The organism is Cytobacillus sp. Hz8 (genome assembly GCF_042263505.1).
In the GTDB taxonomy this organism is placed as follows: domain Bacteria; phylum Bacillota; class Bacilli; order Bacillales; family Cytobacillaceae; genus Bacillus_BE.
The window spans coordinates 167,928-194,012 of record NZ_JBHKFI010000006.1 but is presented as its reverse complement, the minus strand read 5'-3'; the positions used below and the strand labels follow the sequence as shown (position 1 = coordinate 194,012).

Annotated in this window: 24 protein-coding genes, 1 tRNA gene, 1 pseudogene and 2 riboswitches; of the genes and pseudogenes, 18 read left to right on the top strand and 8 right to left on the bottom strand. The window is 35.5% G+C overall.

The genetic code is table 11. The features are described 5' to 3' along the window. The first annotated feature begins 225 nt into the window (after positions 1–225). Positions 226–630, top strand: a complete 405-nt coding sequence (locus ACE38V_RS10255; RefSeq protein ID WP_375841158.1) for a hypothetical protein — start codon at positions 226–228, stop codon at positions 628–630. A gap of 424 nt (positions 631–1,054) precedes the next feature. On the opposite strand, the pseudogene ACE38V_RS10250 reads toward ACE38V_RS10255, so the two are convergent. Both ACE38V_RS10250 and ACE38V_RS10245 read right to left on the bottom strand, forming a co-directional pair. Then, a pseudogene (locus ACE38V_RS10250) lies at positions 1,055–1,264 on the bottom strand (transposase); the annotation flags it as partial. A 58-nt stretch (positions 1,265–1,322) separates the two neighbouring features. Next, complete coding sequence (locus tag ACE38V_RS10245; RefSeq protein ID WP_375841157.1) at positions 1,323–1,847, bottom strand: DUF3189 family protein; 525 nt, start codon at positions 1,845–1,847, stop codon at positions 1,323–1,325. Positions 1,848–2,570: 723 nt separating this feature from the next. Here ACE38V_RS10245 and ACE38V_RS10240 point away from each other — a divergent pair. From ACE38V_RS10240 to ACE38V_RS10210, 7 genes are all read left to right on the top strand, one after another. Next, positions 2,571–3,650, top strand: coding sequence for an ABC transporter substrate-binding protein (locus ACE38V_RS10240; RefSeq protein WP_375841156.1), 1,080 nt, complete (start codon positions 2,571–2,573; stop codon positions 3,648–3,650). Between the two features lie 40 nt (positions 3,651–3,690). Next, the gene (locus ACE38V_RS10235; RefSeq protein WP_375841155.1) at positions 3,691–4,557 is read left to right on the top strand and encodes an ABC transporter ATP-binding protein; all 867 of its coding nucleotides are present in this window, start codon (positions 3,691–3,693) and stop codon (positions 4,555–4,557) included. Then, positions 4,541–5,320, top strand: coding sequence for an ABC transporter permease (locus tag ACE38V_RS10230; protein WP_375841154.1), 780 nt, complete (start codon positions 4,541–4,543; stop codon positions 5,318–5,320). Before ACE38V_RS10235 ends, ACE38V_RS10230 begins: the two co-directional genes overlap by 17 nt. Positions 5,321–5,411: 91 nt before the next feature. After that, positions 5,412–6,461 carry an LLM class flavin-dependent oxidoreductase gene (locus ACE38V_RS10225; protein WP_375841153.1) on the top strand — a complete coding sequence of 350 codons (1,050 nt, stop codon included), beginning with the start codon at positions 5,412–5,414 and terminating at the stop codon, positions 6,459–6,461. 30 nt (positions 6,462–6,491) lie between these two features. Further along, positions 6,492–7,445: an ATP-grasp domain-containing protein gene (locus tag ACE38V_RS10220; protein ID WP_375841152.1), complete on the top strand. Its 954-nt coding sequence runs from the start codon at positions 6,492–6,494 to the stop codon at positions 7,443–7,445. Between the two features lie 72 nt (positions 7,446–7,517). Next, the gene (locus tag ACE38V_RS10215; protein ID WP_375841151.1) at positions 7,518–8,822 is read left to right on the top strand and encodes an acyl-CoA dehydrogenase family protein; all 1,305 of its coding nucleotides are present in this window, start codon (positions 7,518–7,520) and stop codon (positions 8,820–8,822) included. A gap of 11 nt (positions 8,823–8,833) precedes the next feature. Next, complete coding sequence (locus ACE38V_RS10210) at positions 8,834–10,171, top strand: LLM class flavin-dependent oxidoreductase (protein WP_375841150.1); 1,338 nt, start codon at positions 8,834–8,836, stop codon at positions 10,169–10,171. A gap of 288 nt (positions 10,172–10,459) precedes the next feature. On the opposite strand, the gene ACE38V_RS10205 is transcribed toward ACE38V_RS10210, so the two are convergent. Beyond that, positions 10,460–10,533, bottom strand: a tRNA-Arg gene (locus ACE38V_RS10205). A gap of 383 nt (positions 10,534–10,916) precedes the next feature. On the opposite strand from ACE38V_RS10205, the gene ACE38V_RS10200 reads away from it, so the two are divergent. From ACE38V_RS10200 to ACE38V_RS10190, 3 genes are all read left to right on the top strand, one after another. Next, on the top strand, positions 10,917–11,069 hold the full coding sequence (locus ACE38V_RS10200) for a YpzG family protein (RefSeq protein WP_375841149.1): 153 nt from the start codon (positions 10,917–10,919) through the stop codon (positions 11,067–11,069). Positions 11,070–11,189: 120 nt separating this feature from the next. Further along, positions 11,190–11,293, top strand: a riboswitch (SAM riboswitch). Positions 11,294–11,414: 121 nt separating this feature from the next. Then, complete coding sequence (locus tag ACE38V_RS10195) at positions 11,415–11,582, top strand: Fur-regulated basic protein FbpA (protein WP_375841148.1); 168 nt, start codon at positions 11,415–11,417, stop codon at positions 11,580–11,582. Between the two features lie 4 nt (positions 11,583–11,586). Continuing rightward, on the top strand, positions 11,587–12,405 hold the full coding sequence (locus ACE38V_RS10190) for an alpha/beta hydrolase family protein (RefSeq protein ID WP_375841147.1): 819 nt from the start codon (positions 11,587–11,589) through the stop codon (positions 12,403–12,405). Here the strand turns inward: ACE38V_RS10190 and ACE38V_RS10185 are convergent. Continuing rightward, on the bottom strand, positions 12,396–12,605 hold the full coding sequence (locus ACE38V_RS10185; protein ID WP_375841146.1) for a hypothetical protein: 210 nt from the start codon (positions 12,603–12,605) through the stop codon (positions 12,396–12,398). The genes ACE38V_RS10190 and ACE38V_RS10185 overlap by 10 nt on opposite strands. Positions 12,606–12,850: 245 nt before the next feature. On the opposite strand from ACE38V_RS10185, the gene ACE38V_RS10180 reads away from it, so the two are divergent. The 3 genes from ACE38V_RS10180 to ACE38V_RS10170 all read left to right on the top strand — a co-directional run bounded on the left by ACE38V_RS10180 (position 12,851) and on the right by ACE38V_RS10170 (position 14,680). Continuing rightward, complete coding sequence (locus tag ACE38V_RS10180) at positions 12,851–12,979, top strand: hypothetical protein (protein ID WP_375841145.1); 129 nt, start codon at positions 12,851–12,853, stop codon at positions 12,977–12,979. A 101-nt stretch (positions 12,980–13,080) separates the two neighbouring features. Further along, positions 13,081–13,184, top strand: a riboswitch (TPP riboswitch). Between the two features lie 67 nt (positions 13,185–13,251). Further along, a complete protein-coding gene (thiT, locus tag ACE38V_RS10175) occupies positions 13,252–13,851 on the top strand; it encodes an energy-coupled thiamine transporter ThiT (protein ID WP_375841144.1) in 600 nt (199 codons plus the stop codon). 331 nt (positions 13,852–14,182) lie between these two features. After that, the gene (locus ACE38V_RS10170; RefSeq protein WP_375841143.1) at positions 14,183–14,680 is read left to right on the top strand and encodes a DinB family protein; all 498 of its coding nucleotides are present in this window, start codon (positions 14,183–14,185) and stop codon (positions 14,678–14,680) included. 244 nt (positions 14,681–14,924) lie between these two features. Here the strand turns inward: ACE38V_RS10170 and ACE38V_RS10165 are convergent, their stop codons facing one another. Continuing rightward, entirely contained in the window at positions 14,925–15,704 is a 780-nt protein-coding gene (locus ACE38V_RS10165; protein WP_375841142.1) for an AraC family transcriptional regulator, read from the bottom strand. 113 nt (positions 15,705–15,817) lie between these two features. On the opposite strand from ACE38V_RS10165, the gene ACE38V_RS10160 reads away from it, so the two are divergent. The 4 genes from ACE38V_RS10160 (at position 15,818) to ACE38V_RS10145 (ending at position 21,766) form a co-directional block, all read left to right on the top strand. After that, positions 15,818–17,080, top strand: coding sequence for an extracellular solute-binding protein (locus ACE38V_RS10160; protein WP_375841141.1), 1,263 nt, complete (start codon positions 15,818–15,820; stop codon positions 17,078–17,080). Positions 17,081–17,232: 152 nt separating this feature from the next. Then, positions 17,233–18,447: an ABC transporter permease subunit gene (locus ACE38V_RS10155; RefSeq protein WP_375841140.1), complete on the top strand. Its 1,215-nt coding sequence runs from the start codon at positions 17,233–17,235 to the stop codon at positions 18,445–18,447. A 15-nt stretch (positions 18,448–18,462) separates the two neighbouring features. Then, on the top strand, positions 18,463–19,296 hold the full coding sequence (locus ACE38V_RS10150; RefSeq protein ID WP_375841139.1) for a carbohydrate ABC transporter permease: 834 nt from the start codon (positions 18,463–18,465) through the stop codon (positions 19,294–19,296). 181 nt (positions 19,297–19,477) lie between these two features. Beyond that, the gene (locus ACE38V_RS10145; protein WP_375841138.1) at positions 19,478–21,766 is read left to right on the top strand and encodes a glycoside hydrolase family 65 protein; all 2,289 of its coding nucleotides are present in this window, start codon (positions 19,478–19,480) and stop codon (positions 21,764–21,766) included. Positions 21,767–22,065: 299 nt separating this feature from the next. Here the strand turns inward: ACE38V_RS10145 and ACE38V_RS10140 are convergent, their stop codons facing one another. From ACE38V_RS10140 to ACE38V_RS10130, 3 genes are all read right to left on the bottom strand, one after another. After that, entirely contained in the window at positions 22,066–23,361 is a 1,296-nt protein-coding gene (locus ACE38V_RS10140; protein ID WP_375841137.1) for a pyruvate kinase, read from the bottom strand. 277 nt (positions 23,362–23,638) lie between these two features. Further along, positions 23,639–24,547: a response regulator gene (locus ACE38V_RS10135; RefSeq protein ID WP_375841136.1), complete on the bottom strand. Its 909-nt coding sequence runs from the start codon at positions 24,545–24,547 to the stop codon at positions 23,639–23,641. A gap of 6 nt (positions 24,548–24,553) precedes the next feature. Continuing rightward, on the bottom strand, positions 24,554–25,828 hold the full coding sequence (locus ACE38V_RS10130; protein ID WP_375841135.1) for a sensor histidine kinase: 1,275 nt from the start codon (positions 25,826–25,828) through the stop codon (positions 24,554–24,556). Between the last annotated feature and the right edge of the window lie 257 nt (positions 25,829–26,085).

Sequence of the window (26,085 nt, the reverse complement as noted above, 5' to 3'; positions counted from 1 at the left end):
ATCGCCTCCCTAACTTAAGAGTAATTTATGACCAAAGGGGAAAGTCAAGGATTGTTTTCATTTTTTACCCTAATTTTGAATGAAATATTCATACAGCAATTTTTAGATTTACTCTCCTTTCGAACGCCATCCGGAAGTTATAATCAAGTGATTGATGGGTGTGGGAACACATTAACTTCCTTTTCATAAAATAAAACAAATTTTTTGGTCTGGAGTTGTGGTGAAATGGAACACCAAATTAATCAAGATAATTACAATGAAGAGCCTGATCATAAGAAAATCAAACAATTTGAGAAAGAAGTGGCTTTGGGGCTTTGGATTCAAGTATTAGGTCAAGTGATTGAAATTAAAGGACTCACGGGGCTTTTAAATATTGAAAGAGATACAGATCTTGTTGGAGAAACACAGATTTTAACGGGTGTTTGGATTAAAACAATTGGTCAATTATTAGAGGCCATCTCTGTTTCATGTCAAATAGGTGAAAAAGATCTAATCAAACTTCTCCAAGAGCAAAAAGTTGCGATCACAGGAGACTTTCTTGTCTCATTAGGTGCAGCTTATGAAGTACTTGGAGGAATTCGTACACTTGGAGAAGAAGAAACGGCCCAAACTCTTCAAATTATTCCATAAGGTAATTGCATCAAACGATTATTTACCTCATGAACAGCTTTTCTAATAAAAAGGCAGGTATTAATTATTAAACTTTACTTGAGAATGATTGATTATTATTTCCTTTATAATTGATTCAAAAGTAAGTATAGAGTTGTACAATAAGAAAATTTTACGATGAAGAGAATTCCAATTAGTTGCATCAGAATATGTGAAACAGAAAAAGGATTTATAGAACAATAATAAATATGACGAATACGTTTATGCATTATAATAATATATTGATTGTATAAATTTTCATATCACGAGAATCGAAATGCCTGGAATTTCATCTTTCTAGGCAATTTTTTGTTATGAAAAAAAGAAATATAAATCTCCTTTTATGCTCCCCATAAATCTATTAAATCCCGACCCTAACTGAAAATGAGTGAATTAAAAATGAATATAATGTCGAAAATACATCATCTTTGGAATATCCAGCACTGATTTGATGAATTTTTTGGCTAAGATATTTTTCATACGAATGAAAAAAGTAACGTCTGTTGTCTTTCAGGTTTAAATGGTTAGCCAATGTATTAGAGAAACCAATTTTTTCATCAAATTCTCAAAAAATGCATTCATCTGTATCAGAGGATAGAGAGCCACCATTATTTGATCATTTAATTTAATGACTGAAATCTAGTGTCAATTGTTATAGCTTTAATAAGGTTGAATTAATTATTACCTTTCTTAAATTGGTTGTTGTCTAATACAATAATTTTCTCTTGCGTTAGAGTTATAGCAGTTTGTTTGGTGTTTTCAACCAATTCATAAATGTTATTCATGCATTTTTTTGCTCCCATTACTAAAAAAGGAACACCTATTGTATTTATTTTTAATCCTCGGGAGAAAAACCCTCCTAGGGACATTGCTGTCGGAACAATAGGTGAAGTATTGGAAAAAATTATTCGCTCTTCGACTTTAAAATGATTTAAAAGCATTAATCCTAAACTTTCTAGAGAAGGTACTACCAACTTTTGAGATTTTCTACCTATCGTATAGACAAGATGTCCATCTTGATCTTCTCCATGAAATATTAGCTTTCCAAAATCTTGCTTGGTCAATTGATTGAAATAAGGTACGGCTAAAATTTCTTCTTTAGTAAGTGGGAAAGATGATGGATGAATAAGATGTAAATGAAGTGCAGCGGCCAAAGAAGTAGTATGAGTGCCACCATAATCATTATAAATATATATCATGTAACCATCCTTTCTAAAATTGCTAAATAATATTTTAACCAATTTTATAAATAGTGAAACGTTTTCTTTTGAAATTTTTTAATAATCGAGGTTCGTAATGGACTTTTGATATGTAATAAGATCCCCAAAATGGAGCTCTAAAGAAAAGTATCTTAGGATAATAGTTCAAAAAAATATCTATTAATTTTCCTTGATACTAACTGTGCAACTTGGATCCTCTATAGCTGGTGCTATTATTTCCCTGAGTCCTATGGAAAGAGAACAAATTACAGCTTTATACATGCACCTCTATTATCAACGGATCACAGTCCAGAAGAGGATACGGTTAGAAAGTACATAATCTAGCTGCGATTTAAAAAGAAATGTATATTTTTACTGTAATAAAAGACTCATAGTTTTAACTAGAAAGCGTTGCTGATTCTAATAATAAGTTTGGAAAAATTATTTTTCAGGTTCTATTGACAAAATAGAAAGTAGTGTCTAAACTATAGTTGACTAAACAAATAGGAATTAAATGAATTGCAGAAAATAAAAATGTAGCTGACTGGACGACCAGAAGCCTTAATTTCGAATGATGAAATTAAGGCTTTTTTATTTTCTAAGTAAAGAAGAAGGTGGGGGATCTTTATGAAAGATAAATGAGCTGCCAATGTAATGCATTGAACCACGGTTAAAGAATGAATTAATTCTTATATAAAAAAATAAAAGAAAGGGGATTGTGAGTTGAACGAGAGGAAATTTTCAAAAATAGGGTTCACGCTAATGCTATTAGTTGTCTTATTATTGACAGCTTGCTCTACTGACAAAGCAAGTATAAACGAAAAAGGTTCTAAAGATGAAATTGTTTATTTTAAGTACCCAGATAATCCAGTTTTTGATTTAGTATATTTGGCGGATGAACTAGGTTACTTTAAAGAAACAAATACTAGACCGAAATACGTTGGAAAGATTGCTTCTCCGCAGATTATACCACTAGTTGGAACAGGAAATATTGATTTTGGGACAAGGATGGTTCCTCTAGTTATTTCTGCGATTGCCAGTGGTGCAGATATCAAGGTTATTGCGGCTGGTGGGGAGACCTTAGCAGATGCACCGCATATGAAATATTTTGTTCGAAAAGATTCAGGAATTAAAGAACCCAAAGATTTAGAGGGGAAAACGATAGGAATTAACAGTTTTGGAGCATGTTCTGAATTTGTAACGAAGAAGTGGCTAAGTGAGCAAGGGGTAGATGTGAATACGATTGAATGGATCGTTATTCCTGATGAGGAAAATGAACAAGCAGTGGTGAAAGGTGATGTCGATTTAGGTATTATTCACCCTCCACATTCAGGAAGTGCAGCACAAAATAGAGAATTGACTGCCTTGTGGAGTGATTTTGATTTGGATCGTGGCTTAGGTGGAATGTCTCCATACAGCGTAAATGGAAAATTTGTCAAAGAACATCCTCAAGCAGTAAAAGACTTTGTGACTGCCATTTCTAAAGCTGGGAACTGGGTAAACGAAAATCCGGATGAAGCACGTAAAATCATTGGGAAAAGGATAGGTATGGATGTTGATAAGGTAGAAAGATATGCTTTTGTAAAAGATCAAATTATAACGGCACCTCCTGTTCAATATTATATTGATATTTTAGAAAATGAGGGAAAGATTAAAAAAGGTTCAATAAAAGCTAAAGATGTGTATACAAATGAGTACAATCCAAAAGCAACACAAGAAGCATTATATAAGTTAGAAAATGAAAATATATCCATTTTTTCCAATGAACATTTGACAGCTTCTGGATTATGTAATCTCCGATGATTGAAAGAAATCTATTAAGAATTGGAGAGGAGAGATTTAAATGACAAAAATCAGAGCGGTCAACGTGATGAAAGAGTTCAAAGTCCGGGATGAAACTGGAAAAAAGAGTAATATGGTTGTTCTGGATGATTTTAATCTTGATATTCAAGAAGGAGAATTTCTTTCTGTTTTGGGACCAAGCGGTTGCGGTAAATCCACTTTTTTGAGTATCTTATCTGGTTTAACTTCTAAAACAAGTGGAAGTTTGACGGTTGATGGGAAGGAAGTTGAAGGTATTAATAAAAGACATAGTATAGTTTTTCAAGGATATGCGCTGTTTCCTTGGCGAACAGTATTGGAAAATGTAGAGACTGGATTAGAGATCCGAGGAATGAAAAAGAAGGAGAGGAAAGAAATTGCTTTAGATTATATTAATCTAGTAGGACTACAAGCCTTTTCAAATCGTTATCCACATGAATTATCAGGAGGTATGAAGCAGAGGGTAGCAATTGCACGTTCACTTGCATATGATCCGGATGTTTTATTGATGGATGAACCTTTTGGTGCACTAGATGCACAAACACGTGAAATCCTTCAAACTGAATTATTGAGAATTTGGGAATCAAGTAAAAAGACGATTGTTTTTATCACGCATAGCTTAGATGAAGCGATTTATTTATCGGATAGAGTGGCGGTTATGACCTCTCGACCTGGTAGAGTGAAAAAAATAATTGATATTCCATTAGAAAGACCACGATCATTTGAAGTTCGAAATTCTGAGAAATTTGTAAAGCTTCGTCAGTTGGCATGGAATGTCTTAAAGGATGAGGTGCAGTATGCTCAGGGGCAGAATAATCCACTTTCCAATCTAGAAGAAGTACCAGATAAAAAGGTGAAAGGAAATATCAAAAATGAGAACGTGGTCTAAAATATTTTATAATGTTTGGTATAGAAGTTCAGCAATTATCATATTTCTATTAATTTGGGAAATGCTTCCTCGGTTTGGTGTTGTTAGCTATGCTTTTTTAAGTCCACCCTCAGTTGTCATAGTGGCTATTAAGGAGTTAATTATTACCGGGGCCATATGGGGGCATTTAATTGCCAGTTTACAGCGTTCAGTATTTGGTTTAGTTCTTTCTATTATTATAGGAGTTACAATTGGTCTCCTTGTTGGTTGGTTCAAGAAGCTAGAAGCTTTTATTGATCCTTTATTACAATTATTTCGACAAATTTCAGCATTTGCTTTATTTCCGGTTTTTATTTTGTTTTTAGGAATTGGTGAAGCATCAAAAACAGGGATCATTTTTTGGGCAGCGTTTTTCCCGATTCTTGTAAATACGGTTAGCGGTGTGAAGCATGTTGATCAACTGTTGATTAATTCAGCAAAATCTATGGGAGCGAGTCAAAGCTTTATTTTTAGAAAGGTCATTATTCCTGCTGCAGCACCAGGTATTTTCACAGGGATTCGGCTTGGAGGAGCATATTGTATTACTGCTTTAGTTGCAGCAGAAATGATTGGCGCTTCATCAGGGCTCGGTTTTTATATCTTAAATTCTCAGGAAATATTTCAAATTCCTGATATGTACGCTGGAATTATCTTACTTGCCTTCTTGGGATTAGGTTTAAATTATTTATTAGCATTAATTGAAACTAGATTTACGAAATGGAAAAAAGGATTGTACACCGAATGAGATAATATTTAATAATTATTTCTATTTGAGAGAGTAAATTGTAGTTGGATTTTCATAAAAGAATTAGGAAAAAATGAAAAGGGGTATTATGATGAAATTTGGTTATTGGACACCTATTTTTGGAGGATGGTTACGAAACGTGGAAAATGAAAATATGCCGGCAACCTTTGAATATGTTAAAAAAGTGGGTCAAGCAGCTGAAAAATGGGGATTTGATATGACACTAGTCCCTGAACTTTATTTAAATGATATTAAAGGTCCAGAAGCAGATGTATTAGACGCATGGTCAACGGCAGCCGCATTAGCTGCCGTGACAGAAAAATTAGAAATTTTAACAGCGATTCGTCCGGGGTTTCACAATCCAGCTGTGATAGCAAAAGCTGCAGCAAACATTGACCATATTAGTAAGGGACGTTTTAATTTAAATCTAGTTTCTGCTTGGTGGGAAGAAGAAGCACGCCAATACGCAGGGCAATTCACTGCACATGATAATCGTTATGATCGTGTAGAAGAATATATTGATGTTTTGAAGGGATTGTGGACGGAAGATACTTTTTCTTATGATGGGGAATATTACCATATTGAAAATGCACGGTTATATCCTAAACCTATCCAACACCCACACCCCATATTATATGCAGGTGGCGAAAGTGCACGTGGTAAACAAACCATTGTCGATAAATGTGATGCCTATGTAATGCATGGGGGCACGGTGGAAGAAATAGCGAAAAAAATTGCTGAAATGCAACATTTAAAAGCAAAAGCAGGAAAGAAGCCGTTTACTAGATTTGGGATGGCGGCTTATGTCATTTGCCGTGATACTGAAGAAGAAGCTCAAGCCGAACTTGCGCGCATTACAGATGTAAAAGAATCAGGTGGTTATGCGGGGTATGATGATTTCACCAGTAAATCCCAACTGGAAATTGAAATTGCTCGAAAAGATTATTCCGTATCTAACCGTGGTCTTCGTCCAAATCTAGTTGGAACACCGGAACAAATTGCTGAGCGAATTGTTGAATTTGAAAAAATAGGTCTTGATTTATTTATCCTGCAATTCTCACCGCATCTAGAAGAAATGGAACGCTTTGCAACTCAAGTGAAACCATTGGTTGAAGCGAAAAGTCAAAAGACTAGGGTATAGGTAATTCCGTTATCAAAGGGGAGTGTAAAAATGAGCAAGATTTATATTATCCATGAGAATAATGAGTGGACTGAGCACTTAACAAAAAGATTGGAAGAATTATATATTCCTTATGAGGAATGGTTTTTAGATAAAGGTTTAATTGATTTAAATGCAAGGCCCCCGGAAGGAATATTTTACAGTCGAATGAGTGCATCATCCCATACTCGTAATCACCGCTTTGCACCGGAATTCGCGGATCAGGTCTTTGTATGGTTAGAACAATATGATCGTAAGGTATTTAATGGTAGAAGTGCACTTCATTTGGAGCTCAGCAAAGTAAAACAGTATACAGCGCTTACTAAGGCAGGGATAAAAACTCCGAGAACCATTGCAGCTGTAGGTAAAGAGCAAATAATCAAGGCAGCAGAAAGATTAGAAGCGAATTCATTTATTACAAAGCATAATCGTGCTGGTAAAGGATTAGGTGTACAATTATTTCATTCTGTTGATGCATTAAAGCAATATGTTTATGGATCTGCATTTGACGAACCTGTAGATGGGATTACACTAATTCAAGAATATATAAAATCTCCTGATCACTTGATTACTCGATGCGAATTTATTGGCGGCAAGTTTTTTTATGCCGTTCAAGTTGATACATCAGGAGGTTTCGAGCTTTGCCCAGCAGATGCTTGTAATATCGGAGACCTATTTTGTCCAGTGGGGGAGCAAGTTGAAGAAAAACCAAAATTTCAGATTATTGAAGGGTTCAATGAACCGATTATTACACAATATGAAGAGTTTTTAAAAGCAAATAATATTACAGTTGCAGGAATTGAATTTATTAAAAACAGTGATGGTGAATTATTCACATACGATATTAATACAAATACTAATTATAATAGCGAAGCTGAAAAGGCAGCCGGTAAATTTGGCATGCTAAAATTGGCCAAGTTTTTGGGAAATGAATTAACCAAGCAACAAACGGTAGCTGTTAGATAATGAAGATAAGAGTTCTTGTGATGAGATGAGAATAAATTTAATCGGTTCGACACTTTTTTAGGAAAATAATAGTTGCTGACTGGAACACCAGAAGCCTTAATTTCAATTGCTGAAATTAAGGTGTTTTTGTTATACAGTACCATGTGCATTTCATTAAAAGAGGGTGAAGGGATTTTGGACGAAAGAAATCATACGATTCGCAATAAGCGTGATGAAGGCTTAGTAGAATATGCGAATCGGGTTGCAGAGAAAATTAGTTTAACGGCTGCAAAATTTGATGAATCTGGAGAATTTCCGTTTGAACATTTTGACATTCTGCGAAAAGAAGGATACTTAAAGTTAACAATTCCTAAGGAATATGGTGGTGAGGAACTTTCATTATATGAAATCCTGCTTGTTCAAGAAAGGCTAGCTAAAGCTAATGGTTCTACGGCTTTAGCGGTTGGTTGGCACCTTATGACATTTTTTAGTATTAGTAATTTTCGACCATGGAAGGAACAAATTTTTTCACAGATATGTAAAGAGGCCGTAGAAGAAGGTTCTTTGTTAAATGTCTATGCAACAGAAAGAGCAGCAGGAAACATCTTGAGAGGAATAAATCCAGCGACTATTGCAAGGAAGACGGAGAATGGATACATCATCACAGGAAGAAAAGCATTTGCGACTTTGGCACCAATCGTTAAACACTTTACTGTTTTAGCCTATATCGAAGAAGAAGATAAAACAGCTGAGTTTTTAATCGAAAAAAGCGGCAACGTAAAAGTGATTGATACATGGAAAGTAATGGGGATGAGAGGAACGGGTAGCCATGATATCGAACTCAATGACGTGTTGGTGCCTAATGAAGCATTATTGGCCTATTCAGAAAAGGGAGTTCCCAATCGCTTCAATGCAAATAGTAGCGCATACACCTTACAACTGCCAGCAATTTATCTTGGGATAGCAATAGCTGCAAGGGATTTTATTATCCCATATGCGGATGAAAAATATTCTGATAGTCTTGGAGATTTTATTATAGAGGCGCCCCATGTTCAGCAAAAAATAGGAGAAATCGAAATTCTTATTTCTGTATCAAGATCCCTTTTATATAGCCTAGCTGAAAAATGGGATAACAATCTACATGTGAGAGATAAGTTGACCAATGAGGTGGCCATTACCAAATATACAATTTGTAACAATGCGAAAAAAATCGTGGAACTGACCATGGAAATTGCAGGTGGTCATTCGTTATCTCAAGATCTTCCATTGGAAAGATACTTTCGAGATGTTCAATGTGGTCTTTTTAACCCACCACTTAATGATATGGTTGTGAAACAGGCTTCAACAACGGCGATTGAAAATTATCGTCATCATAAGCAAATATTACAAATTAAATAGGAGGAGTTTTCATGTCTAATAAAAGGCAAATGCATTTAGGTGCTTTTTTCCAAACTTTCTTAGGCCATCATTTAGCTGCTTGGAGATATCCAGAAACGAAAACGGAAGAAGTGACTGATTTAAGTCTTTATAAAGAAATTGCTCAGCTTGCTGAACAAGGAAAATTTGACCTACTATTCCTTGCAGACGTCCTTGCTCACAATGAAGAGGATATTGCTTATACCCCTCAAATTTGTCTGGAAGCAACGGCCGTAATGGCAGCCTTGGCAGCTGTAACAAGTAAGATTGGTTTAGTTGCAACATTATCGACAACATTTAATCATCCGTTTAATGTTGCGCGAAAGTTCGCAACGATTGACCATTTAAGCGGAGGAAGAGCGGCTTGGAATGTTGTGACAACTGCTCATGATCATGAGGCGGCAAATTTTGGACTTGCTAAACAAATTGATCATTCACTTCGATATGAGCGGGGTGCTGAGTTTGTAGAAATAACAAGGGATTTATGGGACAGCTGGGAAGATGATACACTAATATTAAATCGGGAAACCGGTCAATTTCTGGATGCAAGCAAAATTCATCCTATCAATCATGTAGGAAAATACTTTCAAGTGAAAGGTCCAATGAACATTCCAAGACCACCTCAAGGAAACCCTGTTATTGTTACAGCAAGCGCTTCAGAAGATGGAAGAGAATTTGCAGCAAAATATGCTGATATATTGTTCACACTAGCCCCTTCATCTATTAACGAAGGAAAAGGAATTTATGAGGTTATGAAGCAAAGAGTAGCAAAGCATGCTAGAGATCCAAAACAATTTTATATTATGCCAGGAATTGTCCCATTTGTAGGTAAAAGTCAGAAAGAAGCTGAGGAAAAATATGAACATTTTCAAGAACTTATTCTTCCTGAGTTGGGAATAGGTTGGTTATCTCGATATGTAGAGCATGATTTATCTCAATATTCTCCTAATGACTATTTGCCGCAATTGAAGAGTATTGAAAATGTCAACGGAGAAAAGGGTCGATTTGAAAAATTAGCTAATCTTGCTAGAAGAGAAAATTGGACCATTCAACAACTTGCAAATTATTTCGTAAAAAGTCAGGGACATTTATTTGTTGTTGGCTCAGGTGAAACGGTTGCGGACAAACTAAGTGATTGGTTCTTAAATGATGCATGTGATGGATTTAACGTGAAGTTTCCCTACTTTCCGGGAGGGGTAAAAGATTTTGTAGAATTTACAATTCCAGAATTACAAAATCGAAAGCTATTTCGATCAGAATATGAAGGAAATACCCTACGTGAAAATCTTGGACTAGATTTTCCACAAGTAAGAAAGACAGCAAATATTTGATTATAAGTAATTGATTCGTATATTGAAGTTAAGGTCTTCCATTTGAAACAGGTAAGGTCTTTGCTTAGCTTCAACAGTATTTCTGGGATAATACGATCATAATAAATTGGATACAATCTTTATTGGAAGTTCGATGAATAGTCGTTACTTCTTTGCTATCGCTTTATTATCAAAAAGGTGCTGAAACTAAAAGGCTTAGTGAAAATGGGCCATTGGAAAATTAGTAAAATGTTTATTATCCTGCATATGGCAAAATAAAAAATCCTTAAAGATATAAGGATTTAAAAGCGTCCCAGAGAGGATTCGAACCTCCGACCTACAGTTTAGGAAACTGTTGCTCTATCCTGCTGAGCTACTGGGACATGGTTTAAATATATGAAATTAAAGTATAACACACAATTATAAGTGTCGTCCTGATCTCAGAAAGCAAAAGCAAGAAGCAGCTCGATCAGTACGCTGAAGCAAATTTCAAAGAAGCATATTCGGACGTGCTCTATCCTGCTGAGCAATTCTTCATCTTTTATAAACAAGTAATTTCATTATAAGTAAAAACTATCATTTATTCAAGGAAAATGTTTGAAAAAACGGGTAGGAATATATACTGATATAATAAATTTATGGAAAATATTCCTAATAATTGGTTAATTTTAACTTGTAAGGTTTCACCATCTATTCCTAATACTATTTAATGGGGCACTAATAATTAGTGTTTCCACAATCAAGTATCCTGCTAAGAGGTGATTTGATGAGCTACAAAGATCAATTAGATCCCCACTCAGAGCTATTTCACCACACTTGGACGAGACGAAAAAAAACGAAGTCACAGGTGAACGGTGAGACGCAAGTGACACATAATACAATTATTCTGAGGAGCAATGCGAAAGCACACCGTTGGTAAGGATGCTAGGACTGGAAAAAAGAAGTGTTTTCACTTCTTTTTTCCTCTATTCAAAGAAAACTGTTTGACATTTGAATATATTTTCGTTACATTATATAATAATCAAACATTCAAGAATACTTCTTATCGAGAGAGGTGGAGGGATTTGGCCCTTTGAAGCCTCGGCAGCAGACTTTTACGAGAACTGTGCCAATTCCAACAAGCAATTGCTTGAGAGATAAGATGAGCGAAAGATTACATAATCACCTCTTCTTATGGTTCTCGAAAACAATAGAAGGGGTTTTTTTATACCTTCTAAATCATTAAACATATAGGATTAATCGGAATAAAGGAGGAAGAAGGACGTTGGAAGAATTACAACGAAAAGATCAGCTGATACACGAACTCCTTCTATCAGGTGTTTACAAAAAGGGAAACCGACACCTATTTGAGCTTTCATTGTCTGATTTAGAGAGTGTGTATCATGAAATTAAACTTAAGGAGAAATTTATTCAAATACAAAAAGGGGAATAAGTGAATGAGTAAACATTTTCATGTTCAATGGGAAAAAGAAGAATTAATGGCATCGATGGATTTTCCAAATGATTTTAACCCATTTCTACGGTATCCACTGATTATTATCTGTCATGGCTTTATTGGAAGTCGAATTGGTGTGAATCGATTATTTGTCAAGACTGCAGACGAGCTAGTTCGTGATGGGTTCATTGTAATTCGCTTTGATTATGCAGGATGTGGGGAAAGCACAGGAATTTACGGTGGAATCGGACTTTCGGGGATGATTGAGCAAACTCAAGCAGTGATTCAATATGCACGTGCGCTTTCATTTATTGAACAAGACAATATAACACTATTAGGGCATAGCTTGGGCGGCGCAACTGCGCTATTAACGGCAATTCATGATAATAATATTAGAAATCTTATTCTTTGGTCTGCAGTAGGCCAACCTTTTGAAGATATTGAACTAATTATTGGGAAAAAGAACGTTGACTCATTAGAAACAAAGGATAAAATTAATTATTTAGGATATGATTTTACAAACTCCTATTTTCAATCATTGAAGAAATATCATCCCCTTTTTGAGCTAAAGGGATATAGTGGAAATGTTTTGCTTATTCATGGAACGGCAGATGAGGAAATTCCTGTTACTTACTGTGCCAAATACGAGCAATCCTTTTTAAATAGAGAGAAAGGAACCGTTATTAGAAAAGAGATAAAAGGGGCTAACCATATTTTTTCTGATGGGGGACATTTTGTTGAACTCCTTCATATTACAAAAGAATGGTTATCTAGGCAGCAACAGATTGCAACAAATTCCTTTCGCAACATTCAACCATAACAATAAAAAACACAAGAACCATCTTTTACGTTATCCGTTAGATGATTCTTGTGTTTTTTTTGATATAAATAATCTTTTTTCGTTTTAGTTTTCCTTGTTCGCATATCTGTGTAAACAAAAGGACTGCGGTTGTCAGCCGGATTTCTTTTCCCTTCTCGAACCAGTTTGGCTCTTAGCTTCTTTGCTTGTGATTTAGCCATGAGATGACCCCCTATTTCCATTTTTTCTTTTATTATAAAGGAATCATTTGCAAATGAGAAGTTTTAGTATCGATATTGACTTATACTAAACGCAACTCTTGACCTGATGTTTTCCTCATTATTAAGTGAACCCCCAAAAAAGATATAGAGAAGCTCGAAGTATATTATATAATCGTCAGATAGTTTCTATAATCAAAGTGAAATCATAGATTGAAAAACTTGTTTTAAGAGATGGGGAAATAATAATGGAAATAATCAATACGGATATTGATAAACTATTAGAGTCGACAATGGATTTAGAAGATGAAAATATTCACGGTATGTTGTTGACCTTTGAAATTGATCAATTGTTAGAAAAAACTCAAGATTGGTAATTAAGATCTTTTATTTATGGATTGGCTGAAACCATGAAACCTAAAATTTATCCTTTTAAATGAATTTGCGTTGGTATATAATGTATTTATTAACATAATAACGTAACCACAAGGGGAGCGAATTGCTGAGAGTGAACGGCTTGACTGTTCAGACCCTATGAACCTGTTAGATAATGCTAGCGCAGGGATGTGGATTGTTTGCATTTGTTTATTTGTTTTGCAGATTATTCTCCCCTTGAGGTTTCGTTGAAAACAAAAAGGGGAGATTTTTTATGAAGAAATTGAGCTTGATTGCCATGATTGAAGCAGCCTTTTTCGCAGCGTTTGCACTCATTCTCGATTTATTACCATCTATTAAATTGACACCAGCTGTATCCATTTCATTTGCAATGGTGCCGATACTGATCATCGCCTTTCGCTGGGGCGTGAAGGTTAGCTTTCTATCAGGGTTTTTGTGGGGATTACTGCAAATTGCCGTTGGGGATGTTCAGCCGCTTTCAGCCTTGCAGCTGATTATTGAATATTTTATTGCATTTGCCTGTATTGGGGCAGCCGGTTTATTTTATCTGCCAATTCAAAATGCGATTCGCAATCAAGATAAAAAGCGCCTCGTTCTCTATGTGATTGCGGCGACATTTGTCGGCAGCTATGCTCGTTACTTTTGGCATTTTCTTGCTGGTTTTATTTACTGGGGTCAATATGCGCCAAAAGGCATGAATCCAGTATGGTACTCATTTATTGTTAATGGTGGAACAGGTCTTGGTGCAGCAATTTTTTGTTCTATTATCCTTGTGATTCTTGTTCCTTCTGCTTCAAGACTTTTTATTAGAAAGGCACTTCCAATAGAAACATCTAATCGCCATGCGTCATAAAGTGAGTCAAAGCCACTTCCTCTATTATTTGGGGAAGTGGCTTTTTTGTATTCGTGTGTTTTTTCTTTGGTTGATACTGTCTCAAGGGAGATTATTTTTTTTATGATATAGGTTTACTCCTCAAGTACCCAATTGAATATTTTTGCGCGCAAGGAAAAAATGCTGTGAAATATAGCAAAAACATTACTGGATTTCATTTTTCAAACCACAACAGAGTAAATATTATTTCTTCCTGAAACCTATAAATGTTAGTCTGGTTCTTTTTTATTAAGAAAAAATCAATTTAACCTGCATACATTTATACGAAAGGCTATTTTGGAGGTGGTTGTATATGATAGAAAAGATCCAGAATGTGAGAGAAGAATTATTGCTTAGCATACAGGGATTAACCGACCAGGAGTTTAATGTAAAGGTGGAAGTGGAGGACTGGAGTATAGCTCAGATCTTCATGCATTTATTTTTATTAGAGCGGGTCATGACAAGATCGATAAAAGATCAGCTTGAAGGCGGCTCATTAGTTACTGTGGAAGACAAGCCTGTTCATTTAACTGTGATTAGAAAGAAAAAATTAAAGGCTCCGTCTTTTCTTGAGCCTAAAGATCGATTTTATTCATTTGAAGAGGTCGTGAATAAATTATCAAAGTCACGCCAGGCTTTGATAGAAGTGGTTCGTAATGCGGATGAATCGTCCCTTAAACAAAAAGCGATTCCACACCCTGCCTTTGGACAGCTAAACTTAAAGCAAGTGGTTGAATTTATCGGCTATCACGAGCAACGGCATATAAGACAAATTGAAGAAATCAAGCAGAAAATTAATCAGCTTAAGTAAATCAAGAGAAAATCTTGTACGATGAATATTTTTGCTAAATTATAGGATGAGTTTGTTTGAAAACGCATACGTTAATTTTTCTATTCGCTGTTTTCCCAAAGATTATAGTTATTGAACTATATTATACCAAAAGCATCAAAGTTTACGTAAAGAGCCTTTCTATAAGATCAGACAATATATTGATATTGCATTCTCTGACTAAAAACCAAAACCACCAGTTCACGATGGTTTTGATTCTTATGATCTATTTATATAGGAAAGTACCAGTTGAATTGGCGGTGTCGCTATATTGCACTCGATACTGCTTTGGTGTGATTCCACAGTACTTTTTAAATAAGGAGGTATAATAGCTTTGATTACAAAATTTAAAAAGGTTTGCGATATCAGAAATAGGTAAGGAATCAAGAATTAAAAAATATTTTGAATCTTCAATTCGTTTTTTATTTATATATTCTGTCACACTTAGACCCACTTCATTTTTAAAAACTTGTGACAAATAACTTGGGTGTATTTTTAAGTGGGAAGCGATCTTCTCTAATGAAAGATCATTCAAAATTTCATGATGAATAAATGAAATTGCCTTATTTACAACATATTGATAGGTGGTTTTTTGTTCATTTTTTAAGGTTTTAATAAAAGTATAGAGCATATTGTATTCAAGCTCTCTAATCTCATTGAGAATATCGGTTTCCTCGATTTTCTGTATAAAAGCATCGCTTAAATTGAATGCCGTTTCAGGATCGACTCCGCCATAGATGATTGCCCTTGTAAATAAAGTGCAAGAGCAGATAAGGGAATTTTTTAAAGACCTTCTTGTATCTTTTGCAAGAACGGGACGCTCTAAATTATTGATTTCTCTTAGTACCCGTTCTGCTTCCTCTTGTTCACCCTTGGAAATGCTATTTAATAATTTCTGTTCTAATGTAAAGGAAGGATGAAAGTAGAAATTATTTTGATTGGCGGTTCTGATTTCCAAAAATTTCTTTATCATGCTTTTATGATGACTTGAATCAATCGTTTTCATAAAAAATGACCTCATTTATATAAAATAATTAATAAAAACTTAATATTTTTAATATAACTGTCATTATTTTACCATTAAAATAAAGACATGTTATAAAAAGGGAGGAACTAAAAATGAAAAGTTTTAAAACAAAATTGATAGCGCTATCATTAGTTTCTAGTTTAGCCTTAGTCGGATGTAACAGTGACTCGGGTAGTGACAAATCGAAAGACACCAGTTCAAAAGATACAAAGACTTCAGAACAAATTGTTTTAAAATTTGCAGCTCAAAATGATAATACTCCTGCTACAAAAGCATTAATTGATCAATTTAATAAAGAAAACAAAAAATATGATGTTAAATGGGTTGAAATGACCAATGACTCTGCACAAATGCATGATCAGCTATTAAACTCTTTATCCAGCGGTTCCAGTGAATATGATGTCATGTCACTTGATGTTGTCTGGGCTGGTGAATTTGCAGGTGCAGGCTATTTAAGTCCAATTGATGTCAACATGCAAAAAGATTCATTGCAAAAAGAAGATTATAATGCTGGGTCTATGGCCTCAGGAAACTATAAAGGTAAACAATATACGCTTCCATTCTTCCCTGACTTAGGTCTATTATATTTCCGCAAAGACATCGTTAGCAAGGAAGATGCAGCAAAACTTGAAAGCGGAGATTATACTTATGATGACTTATATGCAATGGCTCAAAAATATACCGGCAAAAACAATACCAATATTGGATTTGCTTATCAATCAAAACAATATGAAGGCTTGACGGTTAACCTTACTGAGTTCACTAACTCCTATAAAGATGTAACTGGTGGACTTGAAATGATGCGTAAATTTGCAACCGCGAAATTCACACCTAAGAACATCTTAAACTATATGGAAGGAGAAACTCATACTGCATTTGAACAAGGAAAAGCCGTGTTTGCCCGTAACTGGCCATATGCCTTTGGACGTATTAAAGGAAAAGAAGATGGCGTAACGGTTTCTGTTGATAATGTAGGCATTGCTCCACTTCCAAATGGCGGTGCAGTTGGTGGTTGGTTACTAAGCATCAACAAGGCTTCTAAAAATGCAGAAGGAGCTTGGGAATTCATCAAATTTGCTGCTGGTGAAGAAGGACAAAAAATTATGTCTACTCAAGGTGGATATTTACCTGGTTACAATGCTCTCTTAACAAATGATGAAGTAAAAGCAGCTAATGCAATGTTAGGCTATACAGGATTCCAAAATGCTCTTAAAGAAACAATCGCCCGTCCAGTATCACCTGATTATTCAAAAGTCTCTGATACGATCCAAGTTAATGCTCACAAATATTTAAGCTCTGGTACTGGCTTAGAAGATGTTGCTAAAAAGATTGAAGAGGCAACAAAAGCGGAATAACAAGAGTGAGAATAGGTTTGGAGATAAGTGGAGGCTCTAATGTATCGAATTAGAGCCTCTTTACATCATAGACTGCGATTTTCTTTTGAGAATCATCATGTAGCATAGAGAAAATTGTCATGTTCATCTCTCTCCAAGAAAGGATGAATATTATGAAAAAGCTTGGATTTAAGGGATTTCTATTTCTTGTACCGCTTTTGGTTTTATTAGGAGTCTTTTCCTTATGGCCAGTTGTTCAATCATTCGCCTATACATTTTTTGACTATCAGCTTAATGATCAGCAAAAAGCAGGCTTGTATGTGAAAGAGCGATTTAATGTAGATTTATTCAATGAAACATCATTATATGTTTCAATGTTTTTAAATGAGGAAGAAAACAAGATTTCGGATCCAACTGATAAAGAAAAAATTGCTGATATGGTGACCCGAGTTGATGACGTGGCTAAACAATACAGCAAAGAGAAAAAAGTCATTACAATCAGCAAAAAGCAGAGAGCAGAAGTGGAGAAACTGTATAAAGATTCCTCCGCTCTCGTGAAAGTATTAAATGAGAAATATGAACTTATTCATAAAAAGGATTTACCTGAATTAATTGATGACTTTCAGCATAGCATCATTCCTTCCAATTTTATTGGTTTAGATGGATATAAGAAAGCATTAACCGATGAGAGAATAGGAACTGCCTTTTGGAATACGATTCTCTTCACGGTTGTATCCGTATTTCTAGAGTTTGTTCTTGGCCTTGGTCTTGCTTTGATTTTGAACAAAGCAATGTTTGGACGCGGATTAATTCGAACAACCTCTTTAATTCCATGGGCCATACCGACAGCGGTTGCCGCATTAATGTGGAGCTATTTATACGATGGAAACAGCGGGGTTATCGCCATGTTCTTTGAAAATCTTGGGATTGTAAAAGATTCTAGGGAACTTCTACTCTCAGCACATGGTGCGATGATGTCAACCATACTAGCCGATGTTTGGAAGACCACTCCATATATGGCTTTATTGCTGCTTGCCGGACTACAGAATATATCACCTGCCCTTTATGAGGCAGCTTCGATTGACGGAGCAGGTAAAATTCAATCCTTCTTCCGAGTTACTTTACCACTCCTTAAACCTTCTATACTAGTCGCATTATTGTTCCGGACCTTGGATGCATTCCGCGTTTTTGACTTAATTTACGTTTTAACTGGTGGTGGACCTGGAGGAGCAACCGAGACCTTATCGATTTACACATACAAGGTCATGTTTGCCCAAACAAACTTTGGTTACGGTTCCGTCATCGTTATGCTAATGTTCGTATGCGTTGCCATCATCGCGATTATATTCGTCAAAGTCCTTGGAACAAACTTAATGGAAAAGAGCTAAAGGAGGGGTAGTAGGATGAAATCGGCAAAACGAAAGCTTTGGATTACATTTGCAATTTTTGTCATTGTCTACTTATTTGCGATGGTTTTCCCGTTTTTTTGGATATTTATTACCTCCTTTAAAACATCAGGAGAAATCTTTGGAGATGGAGCATTCCGTGTGATCCCACATGCTCCAACTTTAAAAAACTATATCATCGTACTTTTTGATAAAGGGATTTTAAATGCGGTTAAGAACAGCTTAATTGTTGCAACGACCACAACAGTCTATGTGATTATCGTAGCGACATTCACAGCTTATGCAATCTCGCGTTTTGAGTTTAAAGGTAAGAATATATTATTGGGATTGATTTTAGCAGTATCCATGTTCCCACAAATGATAATAACTGGTCCTGTGTACAATTTATTTTTACACTTGCATTGGCTAAATAGCTATGCGATTGTATTACCGTTCTCAACGATTACATTGCCAATGGCTGTTTGGATTTTGGTAACGCATTTTAATCAGATACCACTTGCATTAGAGGAGTCGGCACGGATAGATGGAGCCACTTCGCTGCAAATTCTTTATAAAGTTATTTTTCCGCTGGCAGCACCAGGTGTTTTTACGACAGCCATTATTACCTTTATCGCTGCGTGGAATGAATTTTTATTAACGATTACCATGAACCCAGACCAAGAGTATCATACAGTACCAGTAGGGATTTCATTTTTGCGAACCCAATTTGAAATTCTTTGGGGTGAGGTATCCGCTGCGACAGCGATTGTGACGATACCAACTTTGATAATCGTTTTGTTCTTTCAAAAGCAAATCGTTTCTGGGCTTACCACTGGTGGTGTAAAGGAATAGTTTTTTCGATTAAAGTTTCAGCACCAAAAGTATGGGCAATCGGCACATGTCCGATTGCTCCTTAATTCATATTTTTTAAGTTACCTTTTTATCAACGTAAACGTTTTCGTTACAGAGAGAAAATGTTGGATTCAAAAATTGATTTGATACACAACTAAGAGAAGTAAAGAGGTGTCCTGTTATGTCATGGAAAATAAGGTCAAGTAATTTAAATTTAGATAACCTCTTGATTGAAGAAAGTTTATTTTTTACTGGAAATGGGTATTTGGGAGTTAGAGGAAATTTTGAAGAAGGGTATAAGCAAGTTTCTAAAACGATTCGAGGCACATATATTAATGCTTTTTATGATATTGTGGAAATTCCTTATGCTGAAAAGCATCATGGATTCCCTGATACACAGCAAAAATTATTAAATATCATTGATTCACAAACCATCGAAATTGCAATCGTTCATGATGGAATCGAGGAATGGTTCTCTCTTTTTCAAAATTCAGGCGAGGTTATTTCTTATGAACGAGTCCTTCATCTAGATAAAGGGTTCTCCGAAAGGATCATCCACTGGCGCTCTCCTTCAGGAAAAGAAGTGAAGCTTAATTTCAAACGTCTTGCATCGTTCACAAGGCTTGAACAGTTTATTCAAGAAATTATCATTGAACCAGTAAACTATAAAGGAAAAGTGAAAATTCGCTCAACAGTAAATGGGGATGTTTCAAATTTTATCGATTTGTCAGATCCAAGAGTAGCATCTGGACATGCGAAAAGATTGAACGTTACGGAAACAAGAATGGAACAGGAAATCGTCGCTGTAGAAGTGAAGACTTTAGCATCCAATCTAAAAGCTGCGTGCGCTGTAACATATGACATCAGTAGCCAGGCCAAAATCGAACATAAGAAAAATGAAAAAGAGATTGAATCTATCTTTTGTTTTGATTTAAAACGTGCAACGACTTTTACAAAAAGAAGTATTTATACGGATACATTGCGTCATGGTCAAGATCCAATTATGAGAGCGATTGAATTACAAAATCATCAATCCTTTCAAGAAGCTCTTCATGAGCAAGCAAAATATCTGTCTGATTTTTGGCACCATGCAGATGTACAAATCGAAGGAGATCTTAAGCTCCAAGAAGGAATTCGCTTCAATTTGTATCATTTGCTTCAATCTACCGGACGGGATCACCACTCTAATATTGCAGCGAAAGGGTTATCTGGTGAAGGGTATGAAGGCCATTATTTCTGGGATACAGAAATTTTTATGGTTCCTGTGTTTCTTTTAACAAAACCTGAACTCGCGAAACAATTACTCCTTTATCGCTACTCCATTTTGGATACAGCAAAATTACGGGCAAAAGAAATGGGGCATCAAAAAGGGGCTTTATTCCCTTGGAGGACGATATCCGGTTCAGAATGCTCTTCCTATCATCCATCAGGTACCGCTCAATACCATATTAGTGCGGATATTGCTTATAGCTATATTCAGTATTATTTTGCAACTCATGATGAGGAATTTCTAACCAATTATGGGGCAGAACTTTTAATGGAAACGGCTAGACTTTGGACAGAAGTTGGCCATTACGATCACGGATTCTTTAAGATTGATATGGTGACGGGACCGGATGAATACACCTGCCTCGTTAATAATAATTATTATACGAATGTCATGGCGAAGCATAATTTAACCTTTGCGGCCAAAGCCTATTGGTACTTAAAGGATCATGCTCCCAAGCAATATGTTCATTTGCAGCAAAAAATGGGGATTAGCGATGAAGAGACTTTAGAATGGGAAAATGCCGCACGTGATATGTATTTGCCTTATAATGAAGAATATGGCATTAATCCTCAAGATGATTCATTTCTGCAAAAAGCAGTATGGGATTTTGAACATACGAGAGAGGATCAATACCCACTTTTGCTCCATTATCATCCGCTAACTTTGTACCGTTATCAAGTTTGCAAACAAGCGGATACCGTATTGGCTCATTTTCTTCTGGAGGATGAACAGAATTTAGAAGTGATGAAGCGATCATTTGATTATTATGAGAAAATCACCACTCATGATTCCTCCCTTTCTTCTTGCATTTTTAGCATCATGGCTTGTAAGTGTGGATATTATGAAAAGGCTTATCATTATTTTATTGAGACGGCAAGGTTAGATTTAGATAATACTCATGGAAACACGAAGGATGGCCTTCATATGGCAAATATGGGCGGAGCATGGATGGCAATTGTATTCGGTTTTGCAGGACTTCGAATAAAAGAAACAGGAATATCGTTTCAACCTTCTATCCCTGAAAAATGGGAGACTTACTCATTTCCAATTCAGTTCGATGATTCTCTTGTTCAGGTAACCATTAAAAAGGATCGCATCTCATTTAATCTTGAAGAAGGGGATTTTTTAGCGATTAAAGTGTATGAAGCAGACTATCTTCTAAGGAAAAATCAAACGACTGAAATTTTGCTGAGAAAATAAAAGATAAAAAGGATAAACCTTAAGCTTAGGTCTATCCTTTTTTGATGGGAAGATGGGAAGATGGAAGTATGCATTAATATAGCTGGAATACGTGGTGTTTTTTGTAAAAAGAACTTTATTGTTTTTATATATTAGAAAAAATGAATAAGATATATATTATTGTGAAATAATTACTTTTTTGGTGAAATAGTACTTCTTGAAATATGGAAATAATGTCCAAATATGGTTATTGGGGGGAACTAATGTTTCTGTTACGGCTAGGTTGAAAAGGATTGGATATAAGTAGGAGGGGAAGCTGATTATGTCTCTAATAATTTTTTTAGCAAAATCAGTGATTCGACAATATAGGTTCCCTTATTTAACATCAAACAATTAGCTCGTTTTCCTTGTGAAACATCTGTTAATTCTGACCTTGCGGGAAATCCTTTTTTTGTTAAATTTTCCAAAACACCCGTTGCCCAAATGGTTGGAACATGTGCAGCTTGGCAGATGGAGATAATTTCATCCTGTACGAATGCGAGATTTTCAAAACCAACTTCCACAGCTAAATCTCCTCTTGCAATCATAATACCAAAAGCTTCAAATGTTAATCCTTCTAATAGAATTCTTCCAAGTTGATGAACCGCATCTTTTGTTTCAATTTTGGCCACCACTGCAATATGGGGACAAGAGTGTCTTTTTAGTTCTGATTTTAGTTGAATTAAGTCAAGTGGGGAATGGACAAAAGAAATTCCCAATAGATCTGCATGCTTGGTTACAAAGGCGAGATCGCTAATATCTTTTTCCGTCAGAGCCGGAAGATTTAAGCTAAGGAGGGAATCCGGCAAATTTATCCCTTTTCCTTCTTTAACCTTTGCTGCTTTGGAGAAGGGGGTGAGTATTTTAACTTCAATATAATCTTGAGTGATATTTTCTACTCTTCCATATATTTTCCCATCATCGATGAAAATGCGATCATGAATTCGAACATTGGTAAAAGCCTTTGCTAATGTGACTGGGACCCCTGCTGGTGCATCTTCGGTTGCAGGGTGGCCTAAATGGTCCTCAGATAAATAAAGACGCAATAAATCATCCTTTATCAAAGTGAAAAAATTCGATTTGTGTGAATTAGGAAAAGTGCTGTCATTCCCCATTTTTCCAATACGTATTTTTGGCCCTGCTAGGTCCATATAAATTTTACATTTCCGTCCAATATATAATTCCTTTTTCATTAACACTTGCTCTGAATGACGAACGATTTCAATCATTTTTTTCCATATCTTTTCATTCCCATGGGCACAGTTGATTCTTGCAATATCCATTCCTTGGAGTAAAAGTGCATCGATGATCTGCCTTTTTTCAAGCATTTGTTCATCAAGGGTAACCATGATCGTAGGCCTTAGACAATCATCTTTACTTCTGAATAACGTTTCTGCGTTCTTGCATAGTTGGATTTTCGCTTCTAGGGGTGAGGGGATAGAAAGTAGTTTTGGATCAAGAATATTCACACCAAGATAGGTTAATATTTGTCTCAATGTGAAAAGAATATGGGCATTTGCTGCGTTTAAGTTAGAAAATCCGATCTCATGGAGTTGGTTTCCTAATTTATCGGTCATCTTTTTCCTCAAAGTTAGGAATGCGAGTAGATTATGCCTGCTCAATGTTTTCAAATCGAACGGGTACTCTTTAATTAAATGCTCGCATTTCATGACTGTTTGCTGATAGCCGTTCAAAAGATTGTACATGAGATCCTGTTGAGAAAACGAGGGGGTCAACATTCTTCAAAACACATCCTTCAACCATTTCTTCCATAAAATTTATTCAATTGAGAGCATTATGTGACTGATAAAGAGATCGAGTTGAAAAAAGAATACAACCATTATTTGGCTGTATTCAATCATTCATTCTTTCCCTTGCTTCCATATAAAAGATTTGGATGAATTTCTTAATATTGACACGAGCATGATCAAAGTTGTTTTTGACCGGATTTTGAAGCTCAAGCATTTTTAAACGGACTTGAGTGTAATCAAAATACTTCGCTGCGTATTCTTCAAATTTTGGATTCGTATAATCTGTTAATCCAAGTGAAGCAACATGCTCAAGTGCTTGATGAATCGCTCTACGAACCCGTTGTTCAGAAGATTTGCCCTCCCTTTTAAGATCTTCACAATGGCTATGGCGTTTGGAAACCCTTTCAAATAATTCTTTTAGAGGAGGGAAGTCCTTGTATCCCTTATATTCATCTTCATATAGAATATTAAGAATTTCAAGCAAATCTTTGTGACCGCTTTCAGCATGAATTCCAAATTCTAATAGTAGCTCCTTTCCACATGAAATGATATCCTTTTTTAGTTGTGGTTGCTTAGATACAGCGGCACCTTGCTGCTGATCTAAAAAATGAAGTGATTTATGTATTTCAGAAATGGACTTTTCCAGTAAAATTTTTTCGGTCACCTTTTTAATCACACTTTGAACCTCAATGCGATTGAGTGGCTTAGTTATATAGTATTCCACCCCTATAGAGTATGCCTCTCCAATCATATTTTTCGTTTCGACCTGTGAAATCATAATGATTTTTCCTTTATATGCAGGGCGGATTTCCTGAATCGTTTCCAACCCATCCCTTTCTGGCATAAGTAGGTCAATAAGAAGAATATCGGTCTGCAAATGGGTAAGAGTATCACCATCTACATCTGCCCCATCACCTGCTTCTCCGACTATCTGCCCAAGTTCATCATTCTCAATAATGTCTGTGAGCATTGCTCGAATCGATTGGTCATCATCAACAAGATAAAGATTCATTGTACATTATCCTTTCTCTACTAAACTATTAATTGGAAGATGAATTTGAAATTTCGTTTCATGTTGTAACAACGCCTGATCATCTAAGTGGATGGTCCCTTTTAAATCCTGAATTAGATTTTTGATATAGCTTAGACCAATTCCGTTAGAGGCATTTCCTTCAGAATCAAATTTTGTTGTAAACCCAGGTTCAAAAATGTATTCTTTTGCCCTAGGTGAGATTCCTGGACCATTATCGGTTACCTCAATTTCAATTAGTTCATTTCTTGTGTTTACATGGATATGAATCCAACCATGTTCTTTTATTGCTTCTACTGCATTGGCATATAAATTATTCAAAATGGATAACAGGATAAACGTATGGTAAGGTCTATGGCTGCCATTGATGTCTGTCTTGAAATGAATGGATTTTCCAAGTGAAGTTGAATAACTCTCATTGGCAGAAATGACTACCTGAATGATTTCTTCAATATCCATATAATCTAAAATATGGTCCTTGACAGTTAGTTTCGCTAATCCAGCGTGAATACGCTGATGGTCTTTTTTAATTTCATGAACTTGTCCCGCGATTTTTAAGGCAGTGGCGGCAAAGTCCTTAAGGGATTCTTTCTTTTTTAAATCGCGATATAGTTTGTAGCATACTTGCGTAAGTTCTTCTGTGTTTTTCATGGATTTCTTTAATTGAATCATCTCCACAAATAGATGAGAAATATGAACAAGCATTTGCTGATTCTGCAAGCGCTGTTTCTCCTCAGCTGTTTTCATCTCTCTTAGAATCATAATATTAAAGAATCCCAAGACAAAAAAGCTTCGAATAATCGCAATAACAGCAATAACAAAGTAAGTATAAACCGTTATGGGATCATTGGAGAAAAAATGCCTAAAGAGAATTTCAGCCGTGCTTGCTGAAATTTCCATTATAGTCCCCATAAAGCCTAATAATAGCGGTTTCTGATAGAGTTCATTCACTTTTAATAAATAAAAAAGTAGGGAAAAGGTGAGGTAATAGAAAAAGGCAGGAAAATGCATGATGAAAATTTCGTAAAGATCCGTATGGTGATTAAAAAGAAACTCCAAGCACATACGAAAAGCAACAACAGAGGTTCCAACAAGAAATCCGGCAGCACGTACATTGATTTTTCTAGACCATAAGAGAAAAAAGAAAAATACAGGTGTTCCAAGACTAACCCGTAAATCACCTTCCAATGGAAAAAACTTAAATTCTCCACCAATAGGGACAAAAATCATTATGGCTAAATAAATGAGTATTCGTTCTTTCATCATCGATGACTTCCTTTATCAACAGCGGATTAGAGGGTTGGCAAAGAGGAAGATGCCCTTTCTATAATCTTATTGTATAGCAAAATTTTAAAAAATAGATTTAGTATATTTGACAAAAATTTGTATAGGACATATAAAATTCAAATTCTTTTTTAGACTACATTTGTATTTTTTTGTAGATTTCTGTAGGGTGAGATTTACACTAAGTTTGGAATAAAAAACATCAAGAAAGCTTTCCAAAAAAAAGATCCTCCTCA

Bases quoted from the DNA above. Each gene is read 5' to 3' on its own strand.
- ACE38V_RS10255 (WP_375841158.1), top strand. From the start codon at position 226: ATGGAACACCAAATTAATCAAGATAATTACAATGAAGAGCCTGATCAT.
- ACE38V_RS10245 (WP_375841157.1), bottom strand. From the start codon at position 1,847: ATGATATATATTTATAATGATTATGGTGGCACTCATACTACTTCTTTG.
- ACE38V_RS10235 (WP_375841155.1), top strand. From the start codon at position 3,691: ATGACAAAAATCAGAGCGGTCAACGTGATGAAAGAGTTCAAAGTCCGG.
- ACE38V_RS10230 (WP_375841154.1), top strand. From the start codon at position 4,541: ATGAGAACGTGGTCTAAAATATTTTATAATGTTTGGTATAGAAGTTCA.
- ACE38V_RS10225 (WP_375841153.1), top strand. From the start codon at position 5,412: ATGAAATTTGGTTATTGGACACCTATTTTTGGAGGATGGTTACGAAAC.
- ACE38V_RS10220 (WP_375841152.1), top strand. From the start codon at position 6,492: ATGAGCAAGATTTATATTATCCATGAGAATAATGAGTGGACTGAGCAC.
- ACE38V_RS10210 (WP_375841150.1), top strand. From the start codon at position 8,834: ATGTCTAATAAAAGGCAAATGCATTTAGGTGCTTTTTTCCAAACTTTC.
- ACE38V_RS10200 (WP_375841149.1), top strand. From the start codon at position 10,917: ATGAGCTACAAAGATCAATTAGATCCCCACTCAGAGCTATTTCACCAC.
- ACE38V_RS10190 (WP_375841147.1), top strand. From the start codon at position 11,587: ATGAGTAAACATTTTCATGTTCAATGGGAAAAAGAAGAATTAATGGCA.
- ACE38V_RS10185 (WP_375841146.1), bottom strand. From the start codon at position 12,605: ATGGCTAAATCACAAGCAAAGAAGCTAAGAGCCAAACTGGTTCGAGAA.
- ACE38V_RS10180 (WP_375841145.1), top strand. From the start codon at position 12,851: ATGGAAATAATCAATACGGATATTGATAAACTATTAGAGTCGACAATG.
- thiT (WP_375841144.1), top strand. From the start codon at position 13,252: ATGAAGAAATTGAGCTTGATTGCCATGATTGAAGCAGCCTTTTTCGCA.
- ACE38V_RS10170 (WP_375841143.1), top strand. From the start codon at position 14,183: ATGATAGAAAAGATCCAGAATGTGAGAGAAGAATTATTGCTTAGCATA.
- ACE38V_RS10165 (WP_375841142.1), bottom strand. From the start codon at position 15,704: ATGAAAACGATTGATTCAAGTCATCATAAAAGCATGATAAAGAAATTT.
- ACE38V_RS10160 (WP_375841141.1), top strand. From the start codon at position 15,818: ATGAAAAGTTTTAAAACAAAATTGATAGCGCTATCATTAGTTTCTAGT.
- ACE38V_RS10155 (WP_375841140.1), top strand. From the start codon at position 17,233: ATGAAAAAGCTTGGATTTAAGGGATTTCTATTTCTTGTACCGCTTTTG.
- ACE38V_RS10150 (WP_375841139.1), top strand. From the start codon at position 18,463: ATGAAATCGGCAAAACGAAAGCTTTGGATTACATTTGCAATTTTTGTC.
- ACE38V_RS10145 (WP_375841138.1), top strand. From the start codon at position 19,478: ATGTCATGGAAAATAAGGTCAAGTAATTTAAATTTAGATAACCTCTTG.
- ACE38V_RS10140 (WP_375841137.1), bottom strand. From the start codon at position 23,361: ATGACCGATAAATTAGGAAACCAACTCCATGAGATCGGATTTTCTAAC.
- ACE38V_RS10135 (WP_375841136.1), bottom strand. From the start codon at position 24,547: ATGAATCTTTATCTTGTTGATGATGACCAATCGATTCGAGCAATGCTC.
- ACE38V_RS10130 (WP_375841135.1), bottom strand. From the start codon at position 25,828: ATGAAAGAACGAATACTCATTTATTTAGCCATAATGATTTTTGTCCCT.